Origin of the sequence: Dyadobacter arcticus (assembly GCF_011762185.1) — a bacterium.
Classification (GTDB): Bacteria; Bacteroidota; Bacteroidia; order Cytophagales; family Spirosomataceae; genus Dyadobacter; species Dyadobacter arcticus.
Genome location: NZ_JAASQJ010000002.1, coordinates 712,132 through 735,106, shown reverse-complemented (window position 1 = coordinate 735,106; position 22,975 = coordinate 712,132). Strand labels below are relative to the sequence as shown.

At 44.1% G+C, this 22,975-nt stretch carries 26 protein-coding genes; 13 read left to right on the top strand and 13 right to left on the bottom strand.

Annotated elements, in window-relative coordinates; all coding sequences use genetic code 11:
* Nucleotides 1-28 precede the first annotated feature (28 nt).
* From FHS68_RS10905 to FHS68_RS10890, 4 genes are all read right to left on the bottom strand, one after another.
* A complete protein-coding gene (locus FHS68_RS10905) occupies nt 29-1,279 on the bottom strand; it encodes an amidohydrolase/deacetylase family metallohydrolase (RefSeq protein ID WP_167269881.1) in 1,251 nt (416 codons plus the stop codon).
* A 29-nt stretch (nt 1,280-1,308) separates the two neighbouring features.
* Nucleotides 1,309-2,529 carry an aminotransferase class V-fold PLP-dependent enzyme gene (locus tag FHS68_RS10900; protein ID WP_167269879.1) on the bottom strand — a complete coding sequence of 407 codons (1,221 nt, stop codon included), beginning with the start codon at nt 2,527-2,529 and terminating at the stop codon, nt 1,309-1,311.
* Between the two features lie 286 nt (nt 2,530-2,815).
* A complete protein-coding gene (locus tag FHS68_RS10895) occupies nt 2,816-3,919 on the bottom strand; it encodes a lactonase family protein (RefSeq protein WP_208408281.1) in 1,104 nt (367 codons plus the stop codon).
* 24 nt (nt 3,920-3,943) lie between these two features.
* Nucleotides 3,944-4,678, bottom strand: a complete 735-nt coding sequence (locus tag FHS68_RS10890) for a carbohydrate-binding family 9-like protein (RefSeq protein WP_167269877.1) — start codon at nt 4,676-4,678, stop codon at nt 3,944-3,946.
* A gap of 234 nt (nt 4,679-4,912) precedes the next feature.
* Between FHS68_RS10890 and FHS68_RS10885 the strand changes: the two genes are divergently transcribed.
* The 4 genes from FHS68_RS10885 (at nt 4,913) to FHS68_RS10870 (ending at nt 8,308) form a co-directional block, all read left to right on the top strand.
* Nucleotides 4,913-5,197 (top strand): hypothetical protein, encoded by a 285-nt coding sequence (locus tag FHS68_RS10885; protein WP_167269875.1) that lies wholly within the window; start codon nt 4,913-4,915, stop codon nt 5,195-5,197.
* Between the two features lie 135 nt (nt 5,198-5,332).
* Nucleotides 5,333-6,865, top strand: a complete 1,533-nt coding sequence (locus FHS68_RS10880; protein ID WP_167269873.1) for an MFS transporter — start codon at nt 5,333-5,335, stop codon at nt 6,863-6,865.
* A gap of 19 nt (nt 6,866-6,884) precedes the next feature.
* Nucleotides 6,885-7,124 (top strand): DUF6814 family protein, encoded by a 240-nt coding sequence (locus FHS68_RS10875; protein ID WP_167269871.1) that lies wholly within the window; start codon nt 6,885-6,887, stop codon nt 7,122-7,124.
* The gene (locus FHS68_RS10870) at nt 7,121-8,308 is read left to right on the top strand and encodes an acetyl-CoA C-acyltransferase (protein ID WP_167269870.1); all 1,188 of its coding nucleotides are present in this window, start codon (nt 7,121-7,123) and stop codon (nt 8,306-8,308) included. Before FHS68_RS10875 ends, FHS68_RS10870 begins: the two co-directional genes overlap by 4 nt.
* On the opposite strand, the gene FHS68_RS10865 is transcribed toward FHS68_RS10870, so the two are convergent.
* Nucleotides 8,305-8,811 (bottom strand): GtrA family protein, encoded by a 507-nt coding sequence (locus FHS68_RS10865; RefSeq protein ID WP_167269868.1) that lies wholly within the window; start codon nt 8,809-8,811, stop codon nt 8,305-8,307. The two genes, FHS68_RS10870 and FHS68_RS10865, sit on opposite strands and share 4 nt — an antisense overlap.
* A gap of 242 nt (nt 8,812-9,053) precedes the next feature.
* Here FHS68_RS10865 and FHS68_RS10860 point away from each other — a divergent pair, with 242 nt between their 5' ends.
* On the top strand, nt 9,054-9,587 hold the full coding sequence (locus tag FHS68_RS10860; protein ID WP_229211850.1) for a hypothetical protein: 534 nt from the start codon (nt 9,054-9,056) through the stop codon (nt 9,585-9,587).
* A gap of 2 nt (nt 9,588-9,589) precedes the next feature.
* Here the strand turns inward: FHS68_RS10860 and FHS68_RS10855 are convergent, their stop codons facing one another.
* The 3 genes from FHS68_RS10855 to FHS68_RS10845 all read right to left on the bottom strand — a co-directional run bounded on the left by FHS68_RS10855 (nt 9,590) and on the right by FHS68_RS10845 (nt 12,785).
* Nucleotides 9,590-10,600 carry an SMP-30/gluconolactonase/LRE family protein gene (locus FHS68_RS10855; protein ID WP_167269866.1) on the bottom strand — a complete coding sequence of 337 codons (1,011 nt, stop codon included), beginning with the start codon at nt 10,598-10,600 and terminating at the stop codon, nt 9,590-9,592.
* Nucleotides 10,601-10,692: 92 nt separating this feature from the next.
* Nucleotides 10,693-12,198 (bottom strand): alpha-amylase family glycosyl hydrolase, encoded by a 1,506-nt coding sequence (locus FHS68_RS10850; RefSeq protein WP_167269864.1) that lies wholly within the window; start codon nt 12,196-12,198, stop codon nt 10,693-10,695.
* Entirely contained in the window at nt 12,195-12,785 is a 591-nt protein-coding gene (locus FHS68_RS10845; RefSeq protein WP_167269862.1) for a Maf family protein, read from the bottom strand. The genes FHS68_RS10850 and FHS68_RS10845 overlap by 4 nt, the downstream gene beginning before the upstream one ends.
* A gap of 102 nt (nt 12,786-12,887) precedes the next feature.
* Here FHS68_RS10845 and FHS68_RS10840 point away from each other — a divergent pair, with 102 nt between their 5' ends.
* Both FHS68_RS10840 and FHS68_RS10835 read left to right on the top strand, forming a co-directional pair.
* Nucleotides 12,888-13,346 (top strand): MarR family winged helix-turn-helix transcriptional regulator, encoded by a 459-nt coding sequence (locus FHS68_RS10840; protein ID WP_167269860.1) that lies wholly within the window; start codon nt 12,888-12,890, stop codon nt 13,344-13,346.
* A 53-nt stretch (nt 13,347-13,399) separates the two neighbouring features.
* Nucleotides 13,400-14,005, top strand: coding sequence for a YceI family protein (locus tag FHS68_RS10835; protein WP_167270903.1), 606 nt, complete (start codon nt 13,400-13,402; stop codon nt 14,003-14,005).
* Nucleotides 14,006-14,078: 73 nt separating this feature from the next.
* Here the strand turns inward: FHS68_RS10835 and FHS68_RS10830 are convergent, their stop codons facing one another.
* Nucleotides 14,079-14,528 (bottom strand): type I restriction enzyme HsdR N-terminal domain-containing protein, encoded by a 450-nt coding sequence (locus tag FHS68_RS10830; RefSeq protein ID WP_167269858.1) that lies wholly within the window; start codon nt 14,526-14,528, stop codon nt 14,079-14,081.
* A gap of 50 nt (nt 14,529-14,578) precedes the next feature.
* Between FHS68_RS10830 and FHS68_RS10825 the strand changes: the two genes are divergently transcribed.
* From FHS68_RS10825 to FHS68_RS10810, 4 genes are all read left to right on the top strand, one after another.
* A complete protein-coding gene (locus tag FHS68_RS10825; RefSeq protein ID WP_167269856.1) occupies nt 14,579-15,352 on the top strand; it encodes an AMP nucleosidase in 774 nt (257 codons plus the stop codon).
* Nucleotides 15,353-15,446: 94 nt separating this feature from the next.
* Complete coding sequence (locus FHS68_RS10820; protein ID WP_167269854.1) at nt 15,447-15,818, top strand: globin domain-containing protein; 372 nt, start codon at nt 15,447-15,449, stop codon at nt 15,816-15,818.
* A gap of 180 nt (nt 15,819-15,998) precedes the next feature.
* Nucleotides 15,999-17,414 (top strand): CCA tRNA nucleotidyltransferase, encoded by a 1,416-nt coding sequence (locus FHS68_RS10815; protein ID WP_167269852.1) that lies wholly within the window; start codon nt 15,999-16,001, stop codon nt 17,412-17,414.
* Nucleotides 17,415-17,489: 75 nt separating this feature from the next.
* Nucleotides 17,490-17,687: a hypothetical protein gene (locus tag FHS68_RS10810; protein WP_167269850.1), complete on the top strand. Its 198-nt coding sequence runs from the start codon at nt 17,490-17,492 to the stop codon at nt 17,685-17,687.
* On the opposite strand, the gene FHS68_RS10805 is transcribed toward FHS68_RS10810, so the two are convergent.
* Entirely contained in the window at nt 17,668-18,978 is a 1,311-nt protein-coding gene (locus FHS68_RS10805; RefSeq protein ID WP_229211849.1) for a DUF2851 family protein, read from the bottom strand. The two genes, FHS68_RS10810 and FHS68_RS10805, sit on opposite strands and share 20 nt — an antisense overlap.
* Nucleotides 18,979-19,094: 116 nt before the next feature.
* Between FHS68_RS10805 and mtgA the strand changes: the two genes are divergently transcribed.
* Nucleotides 19,095-19,781: a monofunctional biosynthetic peptidoglycan transglycosylase gene (gene mtgA / locus FHS68_RS10800; RefSeq protein WP_167269848.1), complete on the top strand. Its 687-nt coding sequence runs from the start codon at nt 19,095-19,097 to the stop codon at nt 19,779-19,781.
* A gap of 6 nt (nt 19,782-19,787) precedes the next feature.
* Here mtgA and FHS68_RS10795 read toward each other — a convergent pair whose 3' ends face one another.
* The 3 genes from FHS68_RS10795 to FHS68_RS10785 form a co-directional block, all read right to left on the bottom strand.
* Entirely contained in the window at nt 19,788-20,192 is a 405-nt protein-coding gene (locus FHS68_RS10795; RefSeq protein WP_167269846.1) for an OsmC family protein, read from the bottom strand.
* Nucleotides 20,193-20,388: 196 nt separating this feature from the next.
* A complete protein-coding gene (locus tag FHS68_RS10790; protein ID WP_167269844.1) occupies nt 20,389-21,063 on the bottom strand; it encodes a hypothetical protein in 675 nt (224 codons plus the stop codon).
* 104 nt (nt 21,064-21,167) lie between these two features.
* Nucleotides 21,168-22,007, bottom strand: coding sequence for an endonuclease/exonuclease/phosphatase family protein (locus FHS68_RS10785; protein WP_167269842.1), 840 nt, complete (start codon nt 22,005-22,007; stop codon nt 21,168-21,170).
* Between the two features lie 161 nt (nt 22,008-22,168).
* Here FHS68_RS10785 and FHS68_RS10780 point away from each other — a divergent pair, with 161 nt between their 5' ends.
* Complete coding sequence (locus FHS68_RS10780; protein WP_167269840.1) at nt 22,169-22,876, top strand: NUDIX hydrolase; 708 nt, start codon at nt 22,169-22,171, stop codon at nt 22,874-22,876.
* The last annotated feature ends 99 nt before the right edge of the window (nt 22,877-22,975 follow it).

The following is a 22,975-nucleotide window of genomic DNA, read 5'->3' as shown; positions in this document are numbered from 1 at the left end:
TAGATGCTAATAGCTATTAGCTAAAAGCTTACTTCAAATAAATCGGCTTTGTGATTCCATTCAAATCATAGACAATTTTACCTCCCATGACCGTCAGTTCGCATTCGAGTTTTTCTTTGCCTTCCATCTTGTAACCTGTTTTGTCATAAAATCCGAAGTTTCCTTTTCGCATGGAAAAAACGGCTACATCTGCAATGGCATTCTCGGAAATGTGTCCCAGGTTTTCTCTGTTGATCACCTGCGCAGGTGCCCAGGTGCTGGCTTTGATGATCGATGGCAGGTCCCAGCCCATGACGTAAAATTTGGACATAATGCTGAGCATATCCTTCATCGAGCCATTCATACTTCCCGTATGCAAGTCAGTACTGATCGTATTGGGATAGAAACCTGCTTTTAGAGCGGGGATAGCCTGTGAGTAATTGAAGCTCGCGCCCCCGTAACCCACGTCGAAAACAATCCCTTTTTTGCGTGCTTCGAGTGTGAAGGGTTTCACTTTGCCGGTTGCCTCGTCCACGATGGTCTCTCGGACATTGCCTTCAAGCAAAGTATAGGCATGTGTGAAAATATCTCCGGCACGAAGATGCTTCAGGAATAGATCTTCCAGCGGAAGTGGCGGCATGCTTCCCCCAAAATCCACCATAACAGGCATATTGGCCAGCTTGCCGGCTTTCACTGCATTATCAACAGGTTTCCAATCATGCCCCATAAAGTGCGCTACCTTGAAGCCGACCACGTCGTTACTGTTTTTCAATGCGACTGCGGCGGCCAATCCCGGATCCATATCACTGGTATCCTGTTCCATTTTGCCGCCGCTCATGCCTTTACCGACAATGTTCATAAAAGACAGCACCCGCGTTTTGGAATGGAAAATCACATTGTTTTTGAAAACATCAAAATTTGACCACCCCGCACCACCAGCGTCAACAATCGTAGTTACGCCAACGCGGAACGTGAAGCCGTCGGGAGGTAATGCCGTAAAACTATTGCTGAGATAATGATTGACCTCGGTACCAAAAAACACGTGTCCGTGGATATCAATGAGGCCGGGTGTGACGTACATACCTTTCGCGTCCACCACCTGACGTGCTTCTTTGGGATCAATATCCTTCGCGACTTTCTTAATCTTCCCTTCAAATATCCCCACATCCATGACCTGGTTGAGGTTGTTTTTAGGATCAATTACGGTTCCGCCTTTGATCAAAATACTGTAAGTCTGCGCATTGCAAACGAAACTTTGCGCGACCAACAGAAATGAAAGGAGAAGGGATTTATATTTCATTTGTTGGAAATAGCTGGCTAAGGGATTATTTAAACAGTAGCTTTTGATAATTCTTCTTTGAGTCTGCTTGCTACAATCTTTTCTTCACCCGGTTTCAGCATCCATGTCGTAATCGTCAGCGAATTATTTTCCGCAGGCATAATTTCGATCGACGGATCGCCTTTGCGCAGGTTTTCCTGCAATAGTTTTACTGCCAAACTTATTTTTGCGGGATCCCAGGATATTTTCAAGGTAGGGGTATGGTTTCCAAGTTCAGGAACAGTTACTTCTGTGGTTACGCCAGCCACACTTTTGGCCGCATTACCAATGTGCGCAACGCGGTCTTCCCACACTTTCCACTCCTTCTTGTGATCCATTTTCACAAAATTGTCGATCGCGACATACATGCCCAGAATTTCCTCTTTATTCACTTTCATTCCGCGTCCAATGGTCGATCCGCGAGGGGGCATGCTTAGTCTTGCTGCGTCGATCAGTTGTTTTTTCCCCATCAAAATACCCGCACTCTGAGGACCTCGCATGGCTTTTCCACCAGACACACACACCAGGTCAAAGCCCATATCATTGAATTTCCAAAGGTTTTCAACCGGCGGCACATCGGCTGCCATATCAATCATTGTAGGGATGCCATTTTTCTTGGCGATATCCAGCCACTGCTGATGGTTGATCTGTCCTTTGTCCGATTGTATATGCAGGAACCACATTAATGCAGTTTTTTCATTAATCGCTTTTTGCAATTCTTCCGCGGTTTCAACGACCACGATTTTACAGCCTGTATTGGTCAATGCATGTGAATAGCCGATGTTATGGCCTTTCTGGATGATCACTTCTGATTTCATTCCAGTTCCTTCCAAAAGTGGCAGGGCTTCAACCTTTTTCTGATCCATTCCGGTCAAAACTCCTGCCAATCCTAACGTCAATGCCGAGAAACAGCCTGCTGTTACCACGGCAGCCTCGGCATGTGTAATGGCGGCAATCTTTTCGCCCACTTTCGTCTGAACTTCGTCGAGCATCATGAATTCCTTGGCAGCGCCCTGGATGGTTTCCATTACTTCTTCCTGCATCAATGAGCCGGTCATGGCCGTGTAGGTACCCGCAGCATTAATAAAAGTTCGGATGCCAAGTTCTTTGGCCAGGTTTCTTGCGGCTCCTTTTGCAACGAATGCGGTCGTGGTCAGGCTGCTTTGTCCTAAAAATCCACCTAAGAGCGGAAAAGCAGACAGGTGTTTGATTAAATCTCGGCGGTTTATCATAATAGTCAAGGGGCTGAAATAATGAGATTAAGGCATTTAAAGAAATTGAGCAACTCGTGAAGTAAGGATGCAGAAAATATGCATGAATACTCTGTTTGTAAGATTAATTTTTTTGTTTATAGCAAATTAAAAAATAAAGTTTGGTCATAGTTGGTTCTAAACCCTTTTTAATTCTGTCAAACTATGTCTCACCAGATGAAAGCGGCGGTATCCTTTTCCGACAATTAAGGCCGCTCCTGGTGTACTAACGATGTCGATATACGTCGAGATTTTAACGTTTTGGTCATCAGTTCAGAAAAAGTTGCTTCACGCAAACCGGGGTGGGAATGCTGATCTCTTTTTCGGAATAAGTCAGTTGTCCGTTTGACTTATCTAAAGAGAAGAATACAACATTGTCCTTGTCCTTATTGGTCACAATGGCAAATTGGCCTTTCTGATCAATCAGAAAATTACGGGGATGTTTGCCTCGCGTATCGGCATGTCCGGCGACGGTCAGCTTACCTGTTTTGGCATCTACCGCATAAATTGCCAGACTTTCGTGACCTCTGTTGGAAGCATAAAGGAATTTGCCATCCGGGGAAAAATGGATATCGGCCGCGAAACTTTTACCCGTAAAATCCTCTGGCAGCATCGTCACCCGCTCCAATGGCACCAACGCACCCGTATTTTTTACAATCTGAAAGGAATTGACAACTGATGTAAGCTCACAGGCGGAATAAGCAAAATTTCCATTGGGATGAATTGCGAAATGGCGAGGGCCGTCACCTGCTTGAACTTCTGCATAAGGCACCGCACCAGGCGTCAATTTCCCGGTTTTGGGATCAACTGCATACACCATGATCTTGTCAATGCCCAAGTCGGAAGCGTAAATAAATTTACCGTCCGCGGAAGGGGTAATGGAGTGCATATGAGGCTTTTGGCTGGCTAAGCCCTTATCCTGAATGCTATCTGCTGCTGCGCCAATCGTGCCGTCGGTATTAAGCAGATACACCCCCAATTGTCCGCTGCCGTAATTGGAAACATACAAAAACCGGCCTTTCGGATCAATGCTGACGTGGCAGGGCCCTCTGCCTAGGGAGGGTTGCGCATTCAGGCTTTTGAGAGTCCCGGTAGCAGGGTCAATTGCAAAGGATGTGACGGTATTGTTGCCTTCATTAGCCGCGTACAGAAACTTTTTATTGGGATGAAATTCGAGAAATGATGGGCTGGTTTTGCTCGTCAAAACCTGTATTTCTTTCACAGAATAATCTTTGCGGTCCAATTCGTACACATATATGCCCTCACCCTTTTGGGTGTAAGTGCCTACGTAAAGAATCTCTTTTGTTGATTTTTGTGCAAATGCCATGATTGCAGAAAGGAAACAAATGAATGTAAGAATGGTTAATCGCATGGTTCAGGAAATGTTTAAAGATGGTTATTCAAAGATCAATGTGCCGAATTTGCGGAATTCGTGAAAGCTGCCGCCTGTTTTTTGCCAGGAATAATAAGCTGTTTCTGAATCATAATCAATGCGGTAAAAATTGCCTCGCCACTTGGTACCCGACTTCGGAATGGCAGGAACGATGGGGTTCATCAGGATATAAGGAATGAAAAATTCAGCTTTCCAACCCTCTACCGAGGCCATGCTTTTCTTCTGCCCGCCCTGGACACTGGTGGCATGCTGGACACGGTTCTTGTCATCATAATGCCATGGTTTCCAGCCTTGTGCTTTCCCATTCATATTGGGGACGAGGATAGGCAATTCGTAGTTGAGGGGGGAAACTTCGTATTCAAGGTAGATAGGAAATGAGGTGTCCGGCCAGAGAAAAACTTCTACTACATCCTCCTTGAACAATGCACCATAATCCTCCATGATTGTGGCAGTCAGTTTTTGATCGGCGCAGTCGAAAAGAAAATAAATCCCTTTGTCGGAGTACATGATCTTTACTTTTGTCGCAAATTGCTTCCCGGGAGCGGGTTGCTTCGGGCCTTTTTGAACGGTGAGGTCTAACCATTGCGCCGTTGCCCAGTTGGCCGCGGTACCTTCGCCATTGACCTTAAAGTCGGTCGTTCTTTTGATGACAAGTGTAGAGTCAGGAGCGGCAGCACATAAAGCGTGGTAACCTATAACCCCGGCAATCAGGCACCAGAGCGTAAGTTTTTTGAACATTTTATGAAAGGGATTAGGGTGAAAAAACCAATAAATCAACGAAAGTGCATTCCTTAATATATGGTGTGGTCGTAAACGCGGCCGGATAGCAATTTCATTAGGATTTTAGATTTTACCAAATGAATATTTTTGAGTAAAATTATTTTCCAAATAACTTAATACCGTTGTCCGGGCGTTGGAATGATTATTTATACCCGGAAATTGAATCATTGAAACCTTATAACTACAACTATCATGATACGCGAAAGAGGAGAACCGGCTATTGCGGACACTAGCAAGCCGATCATAGAACCGCCTGTTTTTCCGGACCTTCCGGAGAGCACGCAGCAAACACGTGCTGTTGCCCAAGACCCGGATTTACTTGGAGACGACGAAGAAGACGATGAGGATGTGGATTTGACAGAGGATGAGGATGTTGTTGTCGACGAATTTGATGATGATATTGACGACAGCAAAATTGTCATCGAAGATCCAGACGATATCCTTAATGCAGACGATGACGAAGACGACGATTTATAGAACATTGTTCAAATGTTGTATAAAAGCCCTCAGGAAACCTCTCCTGAGGGCTTTGTTTTTGCTAAAAATGAGTAATGAAATGATTCCTCGGACTTATTCAGCTAAATTGTGTTATTCTCATCTTTTCCTAAACTAATGACTGCCGATAAGAATGTTACCCAAAACATTACACAGGTAATTGCTGCTTCCTCCCTCGGTACTTTAATTGAATGGTATGATTTCTATATTTTCGGCAGTCTGGCGGTCATTATCGGACAACAATTGTTTCCCAGTGATGCTGGTGCTTCTGCGCTGATCAACACTCTTGCCATTTTCGCTGCCGGCTTTATTGTTCGTCCGTTCGGCGCATTGGTCTTCGGAAGGCTGGGTGACCTCATCGGTCGTAAATACACTTTTTTACTGACCTTGGTTTTAATGGGTGGGTCAACATTCCTAATTGGTCTGATCCCGTCCTATTCCAGCATTGGATATGCCGCCCCAATCCTGGTTTTGATATTGAGGCTGATTCAGGGACTGGCTTTGGGAGGGGAATATGGTGGGGCGGCTACCTATGTCGCCGAACACGCCCCTGTTGGGAGACGCGGGTTTTTTACAAGCTGGATACAAACCACCGCCACATTGGGACTATTCTTGTCGCTTGGGGTTATTGTATTGACAAAGAATCTGTTAGGTGCAGAGGATTTCGCGTCCTGGGGCTGGCGAATCCCTTTTCTGGTATCAATCCTGCTCGTGGTTGTTTCGATCTACATCCGGATGAAAATGCATGAATCGCCTGTTTTTACGAAGTTGAAAGCCGAGGGAAAAGTGTCTGCTAATCCGTTGAAAGAAAGCTTTCAGAAACGGGCGAATTTTAAAATGGTATTGCTGGCATTATTCGGGGCGACGATGGGGCAGGGGGTTATCTGGTACACCGGGCAGTTTTATGCGCAGTCTTTTCTTGAAAATACGTGCAAGCTGGATTTTAATGAATCCCGCTACATTTTACTCTGGGCGATCCTATTTGCAACGCCGTTTTTTGTCGTTTTTGGTTCATGGAGCGATAAGGTGGGGCGCAAATGGATTATGCTCACGGGTATGCTGCTCGGCGTGCTTTGCTACCGACCAATCTACCAGTATTTTCTGGACGCGACCAATGTAAAGGAAATGCAGAAAACAGCATTGAAAAGCACTTCGGAGCCTGTTGTGGAACGGGGATTGGTAAAAGATAAGCTGGATTCACTCATTACAACGACCGTTGTAAAAACACTGGATAATGGAATAACTTTCAGAGAATCGAATGTTGTCATTCTGCCCGATGATATACTGGCGCCTGTTCCCGAGCCACAAACGGTGATTAAGGACGTCACACTTTCCGGGCAAACGTACATTACGGTAATTCTGCTGGTTTTCTTCCAGGTTTTGCTGGTAACTATGGTTTACGGGCCTATCGCAGCGTTTTTGGTAGAGCTTTTTCCAACTCAGATCCGGTATACCTCCATGTCACTGCCTTACCACATTGGAAATGGCGTTTTTGGTGGGCTGGTGCCATTTATTGCAACGTTAGTGGCTTCTTTCAGCGGATCAACCCCGCTTTCGGGGCTTTGGTACCCGATCGGGATAGCAACCCTTTCGTTCATTATCGGGGCTATTTACATTGATAACCGGATTGACAAAACCGTGATGGACTAACAAGTATAAAACATTGATAATGAATGCTATAAAGAAATTTCTTGGTATTGTCTGGATGTTGCTGGGGCCAGTGATCATTCTGTTTTTATTTATGCAGGCAAGTGATAAAATCGCTGTTGCAGCGGAGGGGATTGCCCGTACCAACACCACTTTACAATGGTCGATCATTATCCTGATCTTCATCCCAATTTGTGCGGGATTAGTCATTTTTGGTTTCTACGCATGGAAAGGGGAGTACGATAAATTGCCGGAATCATGAGGGACGAAGTTTTTATATTATCCGCAGCCCGCACGCCAATCGGAAGTTTCGGGGGATGTTTGTCGTCAGTCCATGCCGCGCGCTTGGGTGCAAAAGCCATTCAGGGTGCTTTAGCGAAAGCAAATGTTGCGCCCGAATCGATTGAGGAAGTGTTGATGGGTAATGTTGTCTCAGCCAATCTGGGGCAGGCACCGGCGCGTCAGGCTGCGATTTATGCCGGCTTACCAGCGCATGTCATTTGTACTACCGTGAACAAGGTATGTGCTTCGGGCATGAAGGCGGTGGTTTTCGGGGCCCAGTCGATACAATTGGGAGATGCTGAATTGGTAGTGGCAGGTGGGATGGAATGTATGTCCCAAATCCCTTATTATCTTCCCAAAGCGAGAAATGGATATGGTTATGGAAATGGCGAAATCGTTGATGGTCTGGTTAAAGATGGGTTGACTGATGTTTATGATCAGATAGCCATGGGAATATGTGGGGATCAGACCGCATCCAAATATTCGATTTCACGCGAAGAGCAGGATGCATTTGCAATTCTTTCCTACCAACGGAGCGCTGCTTCCACAACTGATGGCTTATTTTCCAATGAAATTGTTTCCATTGAAATACCTTCACCCAAAGGCGGGGAATCCACTTGGGTTACAGAAGATGAGGAGTTTAAACGCGTCAAATTTGATAAAATCCCTTCCCTAAAACCGGCGTTTTCCAAAGACGGGACGGTGACTGCCGCCAATGCATCCACCATTAATGATGGCGCGGCCGCACTGGTACTTTCGGGCGTGACCACCATTAATGGCTCAGGATTAAAACCAATCGCCAGAATTGTCGCTTATGCCGACGCGGAACAGGAGCCAGCCTGGTTTACGACTACGCCTATCATTGCGACACAGAAAGTCCTGAAAAACGCAGGAATGTCTATCAATGACATTGATTATTTTGAGGTGAATGAGGCTTTTGCAGTGGTTGCGCTCGCCTATATCAAGGAATTGAATCTGGATGTTGATCGCGTCAATGTATTCGGCGGCGCTGTTTCGCTGGGACATCCATTAGGCGCATCCGGCGCCCGCATTATCACAACCTTGATATCTGTTCTGGGTAAAATGAATGGGAGATATGGCCTGGCCGCGATCTGCAATGGCGGCGGCGGAGCATCCGCTATTATTATCGAAAAGCTTTACTAATCTTTAATCAGCTCTTTCAGGCGGTCGTAGAAACCGGTGCTTTTGAAAGTGAAAGTTTTGTGAAGAATGTAGTTGCTGATAAAACTAAAACCCATCCCGCATATATAGGAACTCATTTCGGTAACATTAACCTCTTTTTTACCAAATGGCAGCTTTGCAATGTAAACGTCCATGCCCAGTACATCGACTGCCAGCGTGTAGGAGCCAATCGTGAATATTTGGGTAACGAGATAGGAAACCACGGCCACCATTAAAAACTTTACCATTTCGCGGCGCGTTTGGTTGGTGCGGCGGGCGTCAAACGCAAATAACTTCGTGAGGGTAAAACCGACTACAAAGCCGACAAGATAGGATGGAAAGATAGATGCGCTCCACGAAATATCGAACCAATCCTGAATTAAACTGCTGGAAACTAACTGGATGACTGCACCGGTACCTGCAACGATAAAATAAGCTATTAGATCTTTGGCATTAAAAATTTTACTCGTCTTCAATGGGTCCACGTGCGCGATAAGTTGGTTTTAAGATCGGCTGAATATGTAAATGAGCTCCAATATTAGCATTAAATAGATCCTGAAACAAAACGAACCGGTTAATTTGATCGAATGGATATGGGTCGGTTAGAGTCGGTGAGAATGGCACTGTTTTTGTTAAAGAGGATAAGTGCCTTGAATTAATTCCGAAATTCTTTTACTTTAATCTTAATATTGGAATCCGACTCTTACAAATTTCAAATCATAAACCATTGAAAAAGAACATAATATTCTACTGCACGCTTATTCTCGCTTTTATTCAAATGTCCTGCTCGGAAACATTGCAAAAAAGGTATGACCAGAGACACGGGACGACTACGGCCAGTGACCGTGATTTGGACGAACGCGAGCGAATACGCACTTCGCCAACCTCGACTGGAAAAGACGCCTACAAAAGGGATTACGATAAAATGATGGAGGAGGATGTTAAAAGCAATTATGCCAAGACGGACTATAACCAGAAACTGGTTATCCAGTATGAAGAAATGGATAAAATGGGTGAATTGGTTTTGTACGAACTGGACATCCTGGAAAGCCGTTGGACTGTGTTAGTCGGTGAATACAAAACGTCCAGTCAATCGGGTAAGGAGGTCATTTCAGAAGAGTTGGATAAAGTTACGGAAGACCGGCTGACACTTTACAAGGCTTATACCAATATCTATAAAAACGGCAAAACCAACTGGCTCGTCGTGAAGCGGGAAGTGGAAAACACGTTAAGGTCGGTCCGGAAAATTGGTGATAAATAAGATTACCAGCCAGCGCCTTTTGTATTTGTCTTGATCCGGCAAACGTATCCGTCAACTGTCATATACAATGTAGAGCCATCGTTTCCCCAGGCGCAATTGGATGTAAGTTCTCCCATATCGATCCGGCCAAGCAATTTTCCTGCTGGGGTCAAAATAAGCATTCCGCCAGGGCCCGACGACCAGAGATTTCCGTCTTTGTCCACCTTCAATCCGTCAGGCAATCCTGCTTTTCCTGCCTTAACCATTGCGGTAGCATCATAAACCAATTTCCCAGCACCAATTTTTCCGCTTGTCTCCACCGGATAGGACATAATAATTGCTTTATCCGGGTCCGATTGGGCTACATATAAAGTCTTTCCGTCTGGCGAAAATGCTAGTCCGTTTGGACGGCTTAGGTCCGCAATTTCCATCGTCACTTTGCCATCTTTTGCAATGCGATATACGCCCAGCTCCGGGATTTCCCTGCTCGTATCTGCATGTTTTTTGCTTAATCCATAGGGCGGGTCGGTGAAGTAATAGCTGCCATTGGAATGTTCTGTAACGTCATTCGGACTGTTGAAACGTTTCCCATCAAAACTGTCAGCCAAAGTTAATTTTCCGCCACCGTTCAAAGGCATAGCGGAAATTCTGCGGTCGCCATGTTCGCATGAAATCAGACGTCCTTTGCTGTCTATTGCGAGACCGTTGCTCCCTTCCTCATCACTGTAAAGCCCCAAACCGGTATAACCAGACGGTTCCAGAAAAACGGACAGGCCTGTTTTCTCCTCCCATTTATAAACTTTGTTTTTTGGCACATCAGAAAACAAAAGATAATTGCCTTCTTTATTCCAAACCGGGCCTTCTGACCATTCAAAACCCGAGGCAAGCACTTCTACCTTGGAATCTTTGGGTAGCAGTTTTTCAAATGAAGGATCTTCATAAATCACTTTTCCGAGTGTGGGATAGGATCTCTGGGCAAGTGAAATTTGGGCCAGGAAAAGGATCAGGATGCAAAGACGTAAACCGTGCTTCATGGAAAGAATGTTTTGTTCAAACAATAAGATATTTTTATCAAAAAGAAGCATCCCGGGTGCAACCTACTGCTTGTGTGAATTATACTGAAATTCTAAATAGCAGAGAGGATCAGGCTGCTGTATGGAGCTAGTGTCGCGTTGATGAATCCATCCGAATGAGACAAATCGGATGAAAAGAGCACATTCCGGAAATCAGCTTTATCTTCCGGAAGGTCTATGTGTTTAGGATAACCACTCAAATTGTGAATAATAACCAATGACTTATCCACATGTGGCCTGAAATAAGCTAGAAGCTGGTCATCGTGCAAGCATACCCGGTGCAGATTTGGTGCGAAAATCTGACATAATGCGGGCTCTGTTTTCCGGAGACTGATCAGGAAATGATAGTGATTGTAAATGGAAGCTGCATCTCTTTTTTGCTCAACAAGAGGCATTATCGTCTGATTAGTAGAAAATTGCGCATCGATCCAATGGGTATTTTCAGAATGATTCTCCTCGTCCTCGGACCATAAAAATGGCTCGCGAATATAGGGATCAGGTTTTGTGCCCAGCATACCTATTTCTTCTCCATAATAAATGTAGGGTTGCCCTGGTAGGGTAAGCAGGATACTCGCTGCCAGCTTTATTTTATCTTTATTATTTCCTACCACACTGCCAATCCGGTCCTGATCGTGGTTAGTGAGCATGATCGCGTCGATGAAAAGTGGGTTGTATTTCTCAAATAATGCATAACTGTCCAAAAGCTTTTCGATCATGGCTTCATCCTTCTCGTGGAGCACAATCCGCTGCAATGCAAAACTCAGGTCAAAGTGAAAGGTAGCATTGAGGTATTTGAAATAGGGGGCAACTTCTTCTGTTTCAGCCCAAACTTCGGCAACAGTGAATGCTTCAGGCTTGACATCTTTCACGAGCCTGGAAAAGTAGTCCCAGAAACCAATGCTTTCTTCCTTTTCCCAATCCGGATAAATGTGTCTGGCCGCATCCAGCCGAAACCCGTCCACGCCAACTTCGACCAACCAAAAGCGAATGATTTTTTCTAATTCATGGCGCAACTCTTCGGAATGATAGTTCAAATCGGGCATGCCTTTGAAAAACAGGCCATAATATTTCTCCTGGTCTTCGGGATTGTCGTGCCATGGATACACGACCTGGGAATCATCGGAAGTTTCCCTTTTCGAAATCCCAAGCGACTCGATCTGCGGCGGGGTCATCCACCAATAAAAATTTCTGAAAACATTGTCGCGGCTTTTTCTCGCTTCGGCAAACCAGGGGTGTAATGTGCTGGTGTGGTTGATGATCAGATCGAGGTAGACCTGGATATTCCGGTTATGGGCCTCTCGAAGGAGCATTCTGAAATCATCCAGCGTTCCATATTCCGGTTCGATGGAATAGTAATCGGTGACGTCGTATTTGTGGTAACTCGGCGATGGATGGATCGGAGTGAGCCAAAGGGCTTCAATGCCGAGTTCTGCCAGGTAATCCAATTTTGAAATAATGCCCTGTAAATCACCAATCCCGTCGCCATTTGAGTCACAGAATGAACGGACAAAAATTTCGTAACAAATCCGTGGAATAAATTTCGACTTGTCTGCAATCATGATGAGCTGGCAATGCCGAAATAGGGTTTTAACATTTGATAAACGACCTGGATGGGAAGCCCCATAATGGTATAAAACGATCCTTCAATTTTTTCAATCCCGACCATGCCAATCCACTCCTGAATACCGTAAGATCCCGCCTTGTCGAAGGGTTTGTAATGCTCAATATAGTAGGTTATTTCGGAATCTTCCAATGCGCGGAAGTAAACTGTTGCCTGATCAGATATGGTTTGCAGATAGTCGCCGGAGAGCAAACTTACCGCGGTGATGACCTGATGGCTTTGGCCCGAAAGCATTTTCAACAGGGAAAAGGCTTCATGGAAGTCGGCAGGTTTGTTCAATACCTGATTTTCTGCAATGACTACCGTATCTGCCGTCAGGATCAGGTGATCGGGCCGGATATTCCTGAACATTATCGCTTTTTCTTTGGAAATGTAGGCTGCTACCTCTTCAATGGGCAGATCTGCGGGGAAGCTTTCGTCGGTACTGATCACCTCAACCTCAAATTCAAATCCTGCATCTGATAATATTTGCTTTCTTCTTGGGGAATTGGAAGCGAGAATCAGGGATTTTTGTAATGAGATCATCAAAGATTTTTAAATATTTTTTTCAAACCGGAACCATTGTTTTATAAATAGATGTTTTGACATTAAATGTATCTACATTGTTCGCATTTAGATCAATCAGCTATGTCTATTGAAACTGATATTAAGCAAAATAAATTTCGGAACGCTTACCAGCGGTTGGCCCTGAACATTCTTTATACCAGTAACTGGCTGGAATACCAGCAGATGGAAACACTCAAGGCATACGATATTACGTCTCAGCAATACAATGTGCTCAGGATTTTGCGCGGTCAAAAGCAGAACCCGATTAAGGTAAGCGACATTACGGAAAGGATGCTTGACAGAAATTCTAATACTTCCCGGCTGGTGGACAAGCTATTGGCTAAAAATCTTGCCAAACGTACATCCTGTCCGAGCGACAGGCGGGCAGTAGATGTAGTAATTACCGAAGAAGGGCTGCAACTGCTTAGTGAACTGGATCCTTTTGTGGATGCCTGGGAAGAACGTTACAGCATTATTACTCCTGAAGAAGCAGACCAATTCAGTGCAATGCTGGATAAGCTTCGGGAATCCGGAAAATAACAATAATCACAATAAATCAATTTAATTTAATTTAATTCAAAATGAAAACTACAATGAAATCGGTTAAGCTTTTTGTTGCATCTCTTGCAGTAGCCTTGTTTGTTTCTTCTACTGTTTCGGCTGACGATAAAAAAGCCGCTAATCTTAAAGTGAACACTGCTAAAAGTGAGCTTACATGGCTGGCTAAAAAAGTTACTGGGGAGCATACTGGCAAAATTGCCCTGAAAGAAGGTTCAATGACTTTGGATGGTACTAAATTAACAGGCGGAAAATTTGTTGCAGATCTTACAAGTATCACTTGTACAGACCTTACCGACAAGTCTTACAATGAGAAATTAATTGGTCATTTGAAGTCCGAAGACTTCTTTTCAGTAGAGAAACACCCGACTGCGACTTTTATAGTAACAAAGGCGACTGCAAAATCGGCTGGCGTTTATGATGTAACAGGTGATTTGACAATTAAAGGAATTACCAAGCCGGTTACTTTCCCTGTGACGGTCACAACATCGGCCACAGGAGCAGAAGCTACGGGTAAACTGATTGTTGACCGTTCTAAATTTGACATTAAATACAATTCGAAATCATTTTTCGAAAATCTCGGCGATAAAATGATCCATGATGATTTCAGCATTGATGTGAAATTGGTTGCGGCCAAATAATTTTTCATGGCTAATAGTTGTTTTAAAGCCTGTCCGGTTGCGGCAGGCTTTATTTTTGTTCCTGAAAGGATGGTTAAAGGTTGTTTTCCCGATAAGCCGGAAAGTCATCCATAAAATGGACTTGGCCGTTGACCGCCTTAAAGCAATAGTGGCTCATGCCGTTGGTAACTGCCAGGAATTGAGGTTGTAAGGTGAAGTTATACCTGCTAATCTGAGCGAAGGTAGCGTCGTTGACGGTAATAAATGGTGCCTTGCATTCGACTAGAAGAAAGGGCAGTGAATTGGAGGATAGGATCATAATATCCGTTCTTTTCGCCAGCGTATTGTACACCATACCCGTTTCTACGGCGAAGAGTGATTTGGGATACCCATAATGGGTGATGAGTAAATGGATGAAATGCTGACGAACCCATTCTTCCGGCGTCAGAGAAACGAATTTCCTCCGTATAATATCGAAAATATATGGTTTCCCGGTAACCTGCTTAACTTTATAAGCAAATTCGGGAAGATTCAATGCTTCCATAAACGAAGATACACATACCGGCAACCCACGCCAATAAACCTTAAAAATTCATGACTACCAAAGATCAAATTGTCGAAAATTGGCTTCCACGTTATACAGGAACTCCGGTTGAAGAATTTGGAAACTACATCCTGCTCACCAATTTTGGGAATTATGTGACCATGTTTGCCGAGAAATTCGGTGTGGATGTAAAAGGGCAGGGCAGGGCGATGCAAACGGCTACTGCCAAAGACATTACCATCATTAATTTCGGCATGGGAAGCCCAATGGCGGCGACGATCATGGATCTTTTATCGGCAATTAATCCCAAGGCTGTGCTATTTTTGGGCAAATGCGGTGGATTGAAAAAAACACAGGTGGGGGATTTAATTCTTCCAATTGCAGCCATCCGCGGCGAAGGCACCAGCGATGACTATATGCCTCCCGAAATTCCCGCATTGCCATCCTTCCGTCTCCAAAGTACCGTTTCCGCAAGCATTGCCAAACATAAAATGGATTATTGGACTGGGACCGTTTACACTACTAACCGCAGGATCTGGGAGCACGACGACAGCTTCAAAGAATACCTCCGGGAAATCCGAGCCATGGCGATCGATATGGAAACAGCTACTATTTTCATTGTCGGTTTTGCCAATTCCATTCCACATGGTGCCTTGCTGCTCGTTTCCGACAATCCAATGGTACCTGAGGGTGTGAAAACGGAAGAAAGCGATAAAAAAGTGACTACTAACTATGTCAAAAAGCATTTGGACATCGGCATTGAAGCATTGACGGAACTTGCACGTTCAGGCGCTTCCGTAAAGCACTTGCGCTTCGAAAGCTGATAACCACCATGTCCATGTCACTAATTATTTTTAACACTGATGTGCTCTACCTGTAAAATACATTTTTCAGAAGGAAAGGAATTAATCTATTGGAATGGAAAACGAAACATTGTATGAACGTATTGGCGGTGACGAAGCGCTTAGGAAGGTGACAGATAAATTTTATGACCTCGTCTTTGAGCATGAGCTCATTTCGAGGCTTTTTAAAAGTGACAAAGACCTGATTAAGGAGAAGCAGAGATTGTTTTTAACGCAATTTCTGGGCGGTCCACAAATATATTCAGACGTGTATGGGCACCCCATGATGCGTGCCCGCCACATGCCCCACACGATCACCGAGGATGATGCCATTGCCTGGCTGCAATGCATGTCAGAGGCGGTAGGTCATCTGCCGATTAGCAAGGAATTGAAAGATGAATTGTTTGACAGGTTTCCCCGGACGGCGTTTTTTATGGTAAATAGCTGATGAAATGAAAATCATGGATTAAATAGCTATCGACGAGATATGGATCATCCAGCCATTCGGAAATCTCCATTTCTGATGTCAGTGATTTCTGACAAAAATTGGCCATAAGCCTTCCATTCGATCAAAAGCATTTTATTTAGACTACAAAACCTGACCATAAGAATTCAATACCTTTGCCGCATGAATTTTAAAGAGCACTTATTGGGCTATCCTATCCTGGATGTTGTGGCAAAGTCGGCAGCTGAGCTTGGTGTGGAGGCTTATGTGATTGGTGGTTTTGTAAGGGATCTAATTCTTAAAAGGAATAGTAAGGATATTGACATTGTCTCAATTGGAAGCGGAATTGAATTGGCTGAACTGGTAGCAAGTCAGCTTGGGCCTGATGTCTTTGTTAGTATTTTCAAAACCTTTGGAACAGCACAGATCCGGCAAGGCGATCTGGAAATTGAATTTGTTGGAGCCAGAAAAGAATCTTATCGGACCGATTCCCGGAAGCCGGCTGTCGAGGACGGAACATTAAGTGACGATCAGAACAGGCGCGACTTTACCATTAATGCAATGGGGATCAGCCTGGATAGAAATACTTTTGGAGACCTCGTCGATCCGTTTGACGGAATGCGGGATTTACGCAAAAAAATACTTCGAACACCGCTTGAACCTGAGATTACGTTTTCCGACGACCCGCTTCGAATGATGCGCGCGATCCGCTTTGCAAGTCAGTTGAACTTTGATATTGAGCCGGATACGTTCGATGCGATCATCAAAATGAAGGACCGCATTTCCATTGTTTCCATGGAGCGCATCTCCGACGAGTTGAACAAGATCATCCTTTCCCCAATCCCTTCCTATGGTTTCAAATTGCTGTTCCATGCGGGATTGCTGGCTATTATTTTCCCGGAAATGATTGAGCTACAAGGCGTGGAGAACATTGAAGGCAAAGGTCATAAGGATAATTTTTACCATACTTTGCAGGTGCTCGATAATGTTTCTCAGAATACAGACGATTTGTGGTTACGCTGGGCAGCGATTTTGCACGATATTGCAAAACCAGCGACTAAGAAATTTGACAAAAGAATCGGCTGGTCATTCCATAACCATGAGGAAGTGGGCGCACGGATGGTTCCTGTGATTTTTAAGAGGATGAAGCTACCGCAGAATGAGAAAATGCGCTTTGTGAAGAAGCTGGTACGTTTGCATTTACGTCCAATTGTTTTATCCAAGGAACAAATTACGGATTCGGCCATGCGCAGATTGCTCGTTGAGGCCGGTGAAGACATCGAAGCGCTGATGAAACTCTGCCGGGCGGATATTACTTCCAAGAATCCCGAAAAAGTAAAGCGTTACCTGCATAATTTCGACCTGGTAGAACAGAAATTGAAAGACCTTGAAGAGCGGGATAAGTTAAGAAACTTCCAGCCGGTCATTACCGGCGAAATAATCATGGAAACTTTTGGGTTAAAGCCAACCCGCGAAGTTGGCATCATTAAAGAAATGGTCAGAGAGGCTATCCTGGAAGGTACCATACCCAATGAATATGAGCCTGCCCTTGCCTATATGGTCGAGGAAGGTGAGAAAATGGGCCTGACAGCGCATTAGGAATATCATTATTTTTAAAGCACATTTTCTTATTTCTATTTTTACAAAACATCATTCTGACTTCTAAATTACCCAATGGAAAATACCCAGTTTAAACGTTTCTTCGGTGCATTATTAACTATCCTGGGCATCGTTGTCCTTCTTTTTGCCTGCGTGGCATTTCTCTCAGAAAAGCCGGTATTGGGCATGACAGTATCTAAGTGGGAGTCGGTCGTGCCATTTTTGGTGGGGACCGTTTTTCTTTTGACGGGTGTCAATCTTGTAAAAGGCTAGAAGTTCGCACCAATATCCCGCCAACGGTGCAATCAAGGCATTTTCGGGTGCTGCAAAAATTGTTGTACCATTCTATCAACGCCTGCGAATCCGCGGCTGTGTTCACGCGCATTCCCAATGTCGCCCAATCTCTCGTAATCCGGTTGTTTTCCGCCGGGACCTGGGACAGCCAGTAAATGGCCTTATCAAGTAACTCGGGTTGCTGGCGCTGTTTCGAAAAAGCGACCAATAGCGGCACTACAACATTGATAACCAGTAGGGCAGATGCGTCCTTGCCCATTGCTGGAACTTTGTTTTTTGATTTTTTTCCAAAAACATAATGTTCTGTCCAATATTCGGACTGTGTTCCGTGGAAAATTTCCTGTAAATCCGTGATGGACTGGGCTGAGGTCAGCATGAGAAATAAGCTACCCTCCCGGCTCAGTAATTTTGCAAGCTGCGCAAGCCTGACTGTCGGAAAACCAGCCGGTCGCAGCTTTGCATACTTCCATTCATGCGCCCACATGACCTTTTCAGTCAATTCGTATTTGGTAGTCAGAAATAGAAATTCCTTTCGCAACAGCCTGACATAGTTTTCGTCAGAATCTTCAGGTATCAGTCCGGCCATCCCAAAGAGCAACGCTTCGATCTGAACGAGCCGGACACGGTGTTTTTGAATGATTTTCCAGGGTGCAATCTGGGTTAGCCTTAAAAATGCATGGTCATTTAATTTGAAGCCAAAATGTCTGCCCAGCCATTGGTAAGCAGTCTTTTCCCAATCGTTTTGATTGTTTTCAAAAAGGTGCATTACTTCTCCAGCCTTGCGGTCCAGCCTACCCATTAATACCCTGTCCAGCATGGCGTATTTGTGGATGTCCAAAATTTCCTGAAACATACCGGCGCAGGGAATGCCCTCTTTTACATCCTGCAACATTGCATATCTTTCAAGGACGGCTGCGTTCACTAATCCTTTCAGGGATAATGTGGGGATCATGGTACCATCCTTTCGGATAATAGGTCTATCATTTTCCCAAACCACATGCAAAATGACACCTTCATAGGCAAGGTCTTTCTCATGCGTATGCAGGAACCAGTCCGAGGAACGCACATGGATTTCGATGCTCCCATGCCAATGAACGTTGTCAATGATCACAGCAGCCTGGGAGAAATCGGGTCCTGCATTTGCATTTTTGTATCCTGTCCGGAGTATCGAAACACTCACATTATCATCGGTTTGAAGGTTTGTAGTATTGAAATACTGGAAACGCCAGACAAAACTTAGGATATCCTCATTCATAAGATACAGGGACAAGGGTTGAAATATTTGGTGAATAATGGTCTTCGATTCTTTGTCTTAACCTGATTAGTTTCTGTTATTTGTACGCTGGTTTTGTCGTTTGGTTTCTGTTTTAGAAGTAAAAAAGTTTTATGCTCCGCCGTCTGCAATTTATTGCGCTCCGTATTTTCATTGTTTTTATTGTGCTTTCAATTGTTTGGGTGGTCATTCTAAGGTTCTTACCTGTCTGGGTAACGCCTTACATGATTTCCCGAAAAATCGAAGCATTCCGAGCGGATGATGACACTGAAATCTTTCACGACTGGGAGGCATATGAGGATATCTCAAAGGAGGTAGCACTTGCCGTGGTAGCTTCGGAAGATCAGAACTTTCCAAATCACTGGGGATTTGACTTTGACCAGATATATAATGCGGTTACTGAAAAGCGAAAGCGCGCCCGTGGCGCAAGTACCATCTCACAGCAGGTCGCCAAAAATGTTTTCCTGTGGCATGGAAGAAGTTTTGTCCGAAAAGGCCTCGAAGCTTACTTTACGGTTCTGATAGAAGTGATTTGGGATAAGGAGCGAATCCTGGAAGTGTACCTGAATGTGGCAGAAATGGGGAATATGACTTTCGGGGTAGAGGCAGCTTCGCTTCGGTATTATAACAAATCATCAAAAAAGCTCAGTAGATACGAAGCGGCTCGGATCGCGGCCGTCTTACCCAATCCGATCCGGTTTTCCATTAAAAATCCTTCTGCGTACGTCAAAAAACGTACAGGGCATATCGTACGCCAAATGCGTTATCTGGGTGGGCAAAAGTACATTGCGGGCTTATAATGCTTTTCAAAGTTGTCCTGCCCAAGTAACCTGTACTCCCTTTCGCAATGTATTGTGAATCTCGGCTATTTGGTCAGTATGCATGATCAGCTCTTCAATTTCTGAGGCGCTTGCGTCGGAGATCACGTTTGCTTTGTACCGAAAATTGTTTCCTGCCTCACCCGCCGCGCCGAAATCAGCGGTGCAGATTACTTCCACGCCGCTGACTTTAATATTTCTTTGCGCAGCCTCCCGGTAAATGTCATTACAAAAACATGTCGCCAGTGCAAGCAGAAGCATCTCTCCACCATTAACAGAAGATCCGTACCCTTCAGGTTTGGGGGCAATGTCCACCTGTTTGGACGAACCGTCCGTTTCGACTTTGATCTGATGTTGGTTAAATTCGCTTTTTACAATTGCCGAGATTTTCATTTTAAAATGAAGTTGATGGGAAGCAATATGCTTTCATGTAAAAACCTTATCCAAGAAAATCTAACTGTCAAATGGCTAGAACTCGGTAATTTAACGAGCAATGGTTTATTTTAAATTTTTCACTGCGGTACTTTTCAAGATCGATTTCATTTGTTTGATCGCAATTGCATTCAACATACCATTCATTATCCGATTCCTAATATCTCGTCACTCCTTTATTCCTGTCTTTCAAGAATTTATAGTTCCGATGGTGGGCGAGTGAGGAGTCTAATTTTTCAAACAGGCCCTCATTCTTCAATGCGAACCAATAAGTTTTTAGAAGATATAAGCTGACATATGAGCTCGGGTGCAGGGATATGAACGCTGCGGTTTTGTTCATTAGATCCGCTCGTTCGATGGTTTGCAGGTTAAGCCAATAAGCAGCACTGTCAGCCTTGCTTTTCTTGCGGAGCCGGCCTTCTTCCAACACATATGAGTTAATCCGCTGATCGAAGGGAATTTGAATGCTGTCCTGAAAAATTTGCCATTCCAGGTGGCTTTTTGAATGGGTTACCAATGATTTAGAAACATTGGCCGTATCTAATTTTACCTGAATTCCTGATTCGAAAAAGAAGATTAATGAACCCTTCATTTTTGAAACCTGCAATTGGTAAAGATCCGGCAGCAGGTTTTTGTCCATTTGCAAATGTGTGGTATCGAATCCCAATTGGATCGAATGGACAATAGCCGCAAAACCTTTTTCTCGGGTCAAGAGGATTGCCTTTCTATCGTTCAAAACCCTTGGGGCGGTAATGCTTATTTTAACATTTTGAGAAAAAGCGGAAACTAGGGGGATTATCGGGAAGAGAATAGACAGAATGCTTCTGATCATGTATTCTGAAATAATTTATCAACTTAGGCAACCGGCTATCGGCTTTCCAAGATAACAAAGTCCAAATGTATTTTAGAGAATTTTTATGATTGCCGACGGCGAAGTCATTGCAATGCTACCTTCACAACTAAAGGCTGATGATCAGATGGATAACGCTGTTCCCTTGCGTCGGTTAAGACGCCGTATTTAAAAACATCAATGTTCTTGCTAACGAAGATGTAGTCGATCCTTTTATCCATTGGAGCGTCGAATTTGAAACTGTTAAATGTGCCCTCAGGACCATAAGGTTTTTGTTTGGTCACCTCGTGCGCATCGCTCAAAATCGTCTGAATGGCTTTGATCTGCTCTGTATCCGGCGTTGAATTGAAATCACCAGTCAAAATAACAGTCGATTTGGCCGCGATCTCATTAATTTTTTTAACCATTAAATGCCCTGATTGTCTCCTTGCTTCAACGCCCTGATGATCAAAATGTACATTAAAAAGGAAGAATTCTTTTTTCGAAGTGATATCCTGAAATTTCCCCCAAGTGGCTATCCGATTGCAGCAGACTGCATCCCAGCCTTTGCCCGGTTTTTCGGGCGTTTCGCTCAGCCAGAAATCTCCCGATTTCAACAATTTAAATCGATCTTTCCTATAAAAAATAGCTGAATGCTCACCACCTTCCTTGCCATCGTCACGGCCTTTACCAAAAAAAACGTAATCGGTTAATTCAGCCACATCCCTCAATTGTCCAATCAATGCTTCCTGCACCCCAAAAATGTCAAATTCGTGGAATTGGATAAGGCCTTTTACATTTTCCTTACGATTGGGCCAGGCATTCATGCCGTCATTGGGAGTATTGTAACGCAGATTGTAGGTAGCAACGGTAATGGTATTGTTTTGCGCAAAAGTTGAAGATGAGCATGAGATTATAAGGCAGGCACAAAGAATAAGGTTTTTCATAGGACTAAGGAAAATGAAGTAATAAGCAAAACTCGCAATTAAATTAGTTAGCGACTACCTTGCCCAGATTAAGTATTCTGTTTCTTTTTTTTACTTTCTTAAAAGAAAATTAATACGCGACGGTAATCCAGACTAGCGCGAACCTCCATAATTTATTGTAAATGACAAATTATCCGCAGGCTACTCGCATTCTTGTGGCCATAGACTGTATCATTTTTGGTTTTGACGGCAGGGATATTAAACTCTTGCTGATCAAAAGAAATTTTGAACCGGAGAAAGGAAAATGGTCATTGATGGGCGGTTTTGTAAATAGAGACGAAGACCTATCAGACGGCGCAGCAAGGATTTTATATAATCTTACAGGTCTAAAAGATATATACTTCGAGCAGTTCGAAACATTTGGAAAAGCGGGACGTGATCCTGCCGAACGAACGGTTTCGGTCGTATTTTTCGCGCTAATTAAGATCGATGACCACGATGCCGAAGCAGTAAAAAGCCATAATGCTTTCTGGATATCTCTCGAATCCCGTCCGCAACTCATTTTTGACCATGAGCAAATGGTCATCCGCGCAACCGACCATCTCAAATACAAAGCCGCATTACATCCGATTGGTTTTGAACTACTGCCCGAGCGGTTCACGATTCCGCAACTGCAAAAACTGTATGAAGCGATCTACGGTATTCCTATAGACCGTCGAAATTTCAGTAGAAAATTGCTTTCAACCGGCCTGCTGATTGATACAGGTTATAAAAACAGTAACGGCGCAACCAAAAAGGCCACCTTATATAAACTGGATGAGGAAAAGTACAAAGCGAAATTTCACGCTTTCTGGAACTTCATGCCCGATTCTATGAAGGCGAATGAATAATCGTGTCAATCCTACACTAGAAGCAAAATTACTTATATTTGTTAGTTGGTAAGTTAAATAAAAACATAAAATTGCTCTAAGCTTATCCTAAACCTTCAC

What these genes read in the sequence shown, in the direction of transcription:
- FHS68_RS10830 (WP_167269858.1), bottom strand. Translation starts at nt 14,528, where the DNA reads ATGGAAGCATTGAATCTTCCCGAATTTGCTTATAAAGTTAAGCAGGTT.
- FHS68_RS10880 (WP_167269873.1), top strand. Translation starts at nt 5,333, where the DNA reads ATGACTGCCGATAAGAATGTTACCCAAAACATTACACAGGTAATTGCT.
- FHS68_RS10825 (WP_167269856.1), top strand. Translation starts at nt 14,579, where the DNA reads ATGACTACCAAAGATCAAATTGTCGAAAATTGGCTTCCACGTTATACA.
- FHS68_RS10885 (WP_167269875.1), top strand. Translation starts at nt 4,913, where the DNA reads ATGATACGCGAAAGAGGAGAACCGGCTATTGCGGACACTAGCAAGCCG.
- FHS68_RS10900 (WP_167269879.1), bottom strand. Translation starts at nt 2,529, where the DNA reads ATGATAAACCGCCGAGATTTAATCAAACACCTGTCTGCTTTTCCGCTC.
- mtgA (WP_167269848.1), top strand. Translation starts at nt 19,095, where the DNA reads ATGCTCCGCCGTCTGCAATTTATTGCGCTCCGTATTTTCATTGTTTTT.
- FHS68_RS10905 (WP_167269881.1), bottom strand. Translation starts at nt 1,279, where the DNA reads ATGAAATATAAATCCCTTCTCCTTTCATTTCTGTTGGTCGCGCAAAGT.
- FHS68_RS10840 (WP_167269860.1), top strand. Translation starts at nt 12,888, where the DNA reads ATGTCTATTGAAACTGATATTAAGCAAAATAAATTTCGGAACGCTTAC.
- FHS68_RS10870 (WP_167269870.1), top strand. Translation starts at nt 7,121, where the DNA reads ATGAGGGACGAAGTTTTTATATTATCCGCAGCCCGCACGCCAATCGGA.
- FHS68_RS10890 (WP_167269877.1), bottom strand. Translation starts at nt 4,678, where the DNA reads ATGTTCAAAAAACTTACGCTCTGGTGCCTGATTGCCGGGGTTATAGGT.
- FHS68_RS10845 (WP_167269862.1), bottom strand. Translation starts at nt 12,785, where the DNA reads ATGATCTCATTACAAAAATCCCTGATTCTCGCTTCCAATTCCCCAAGA.
- FHS68_RS10820 (WP_167269854.1), top strand. Translation starts at nt 15,447, where the DNA reads ATGGAAAACGAAACATTGTATGAACGTATTGGCGGTGACGAAGCGCTT.
- FHS68_RS10790 (WP_167269844.1), bottom strand. Translation starts at nt 21,063, where the DNA reads ATGATCAGAAGCATTCTGTCTATTCTCTTCCCGATAATCCCCCTAGTT.
- FHS68_RS10815 (WP_167269852.1), top strand. Translation starts at nt 15,999, where the DNA reads ATGAATTTTAAAGAGCACTTATTGGGCTATCCTATCCTGGATGTTGTG.
- FHS68_RS10785 (WP_167269842.1), bottom strand. Translation starts at nt 22,007, where the DNA reads ATGAAAAACCTTATTCTTTGTGCCTGCCTTATAATCTCATGCTCATCT.
- FHS68_RS10780 (WP_167269840.1), top strand. Translation starts at nt 22,169, where the DNA reads ATGACAAATTATCCGCAGGCTACTCGCATTCTTGTGGCCATAGACTGT.
- FHS68_RS10875 (WP_167269871.1), top strand. Translation starts at nt 6,885, where the DNA reads ATGAATGCTATAAAGAAATTTCTTGGTATTGTCTGGATGTTGCTGGGG.
- FHS68_RS10795 (WP_167269846.1), bottom strand. Translation starts at nt 20,192, where the DNA reads ATGAAAATCTCGGCAATTGTAAAAAGCGAATTTAACCAACATCAGATC.
- FHS68_RS10810 (WP_167269850.1), top strand. Translation starts at nt 17,490, where the DNA reads ATGGAAAATACCCAGTTTAAACGTTTCTTCGGTGCATTATTAACTATC.
- FHS68_RS10835 (WP_167270903.1), top strand. Translation starts at nt 13,400, where the DNA reads ATGAAATCGGTTAAGCTTTTTGTTGCATCTCTTGCAGTAGCCTTGTTT.
- FHS68_RS10895 (WP_208408281.1), bottom strand. Translation starts at nt 3,919, where the DNA reads ATGCGATTAACCATTCTTACATTCATTTGTTTCCTTTCTGCAATCATG.
- FHS68_RS10850 (WP_167269864.1), bottom strand. Translation starts at nt 12,198, where the DNA reads ATGATTGCAGACAAGTCGAAATTTATTCCACGGATTTGTTACGAAATT.
- FHS68_RS10855 (WP_167269866.1), bottom strand. Translation starts at nt 10,600, where the DNA reads ATGAAGCACGGTTTACGTCTTTGCATCCTGATCCTTTTCCTGGCCCAA.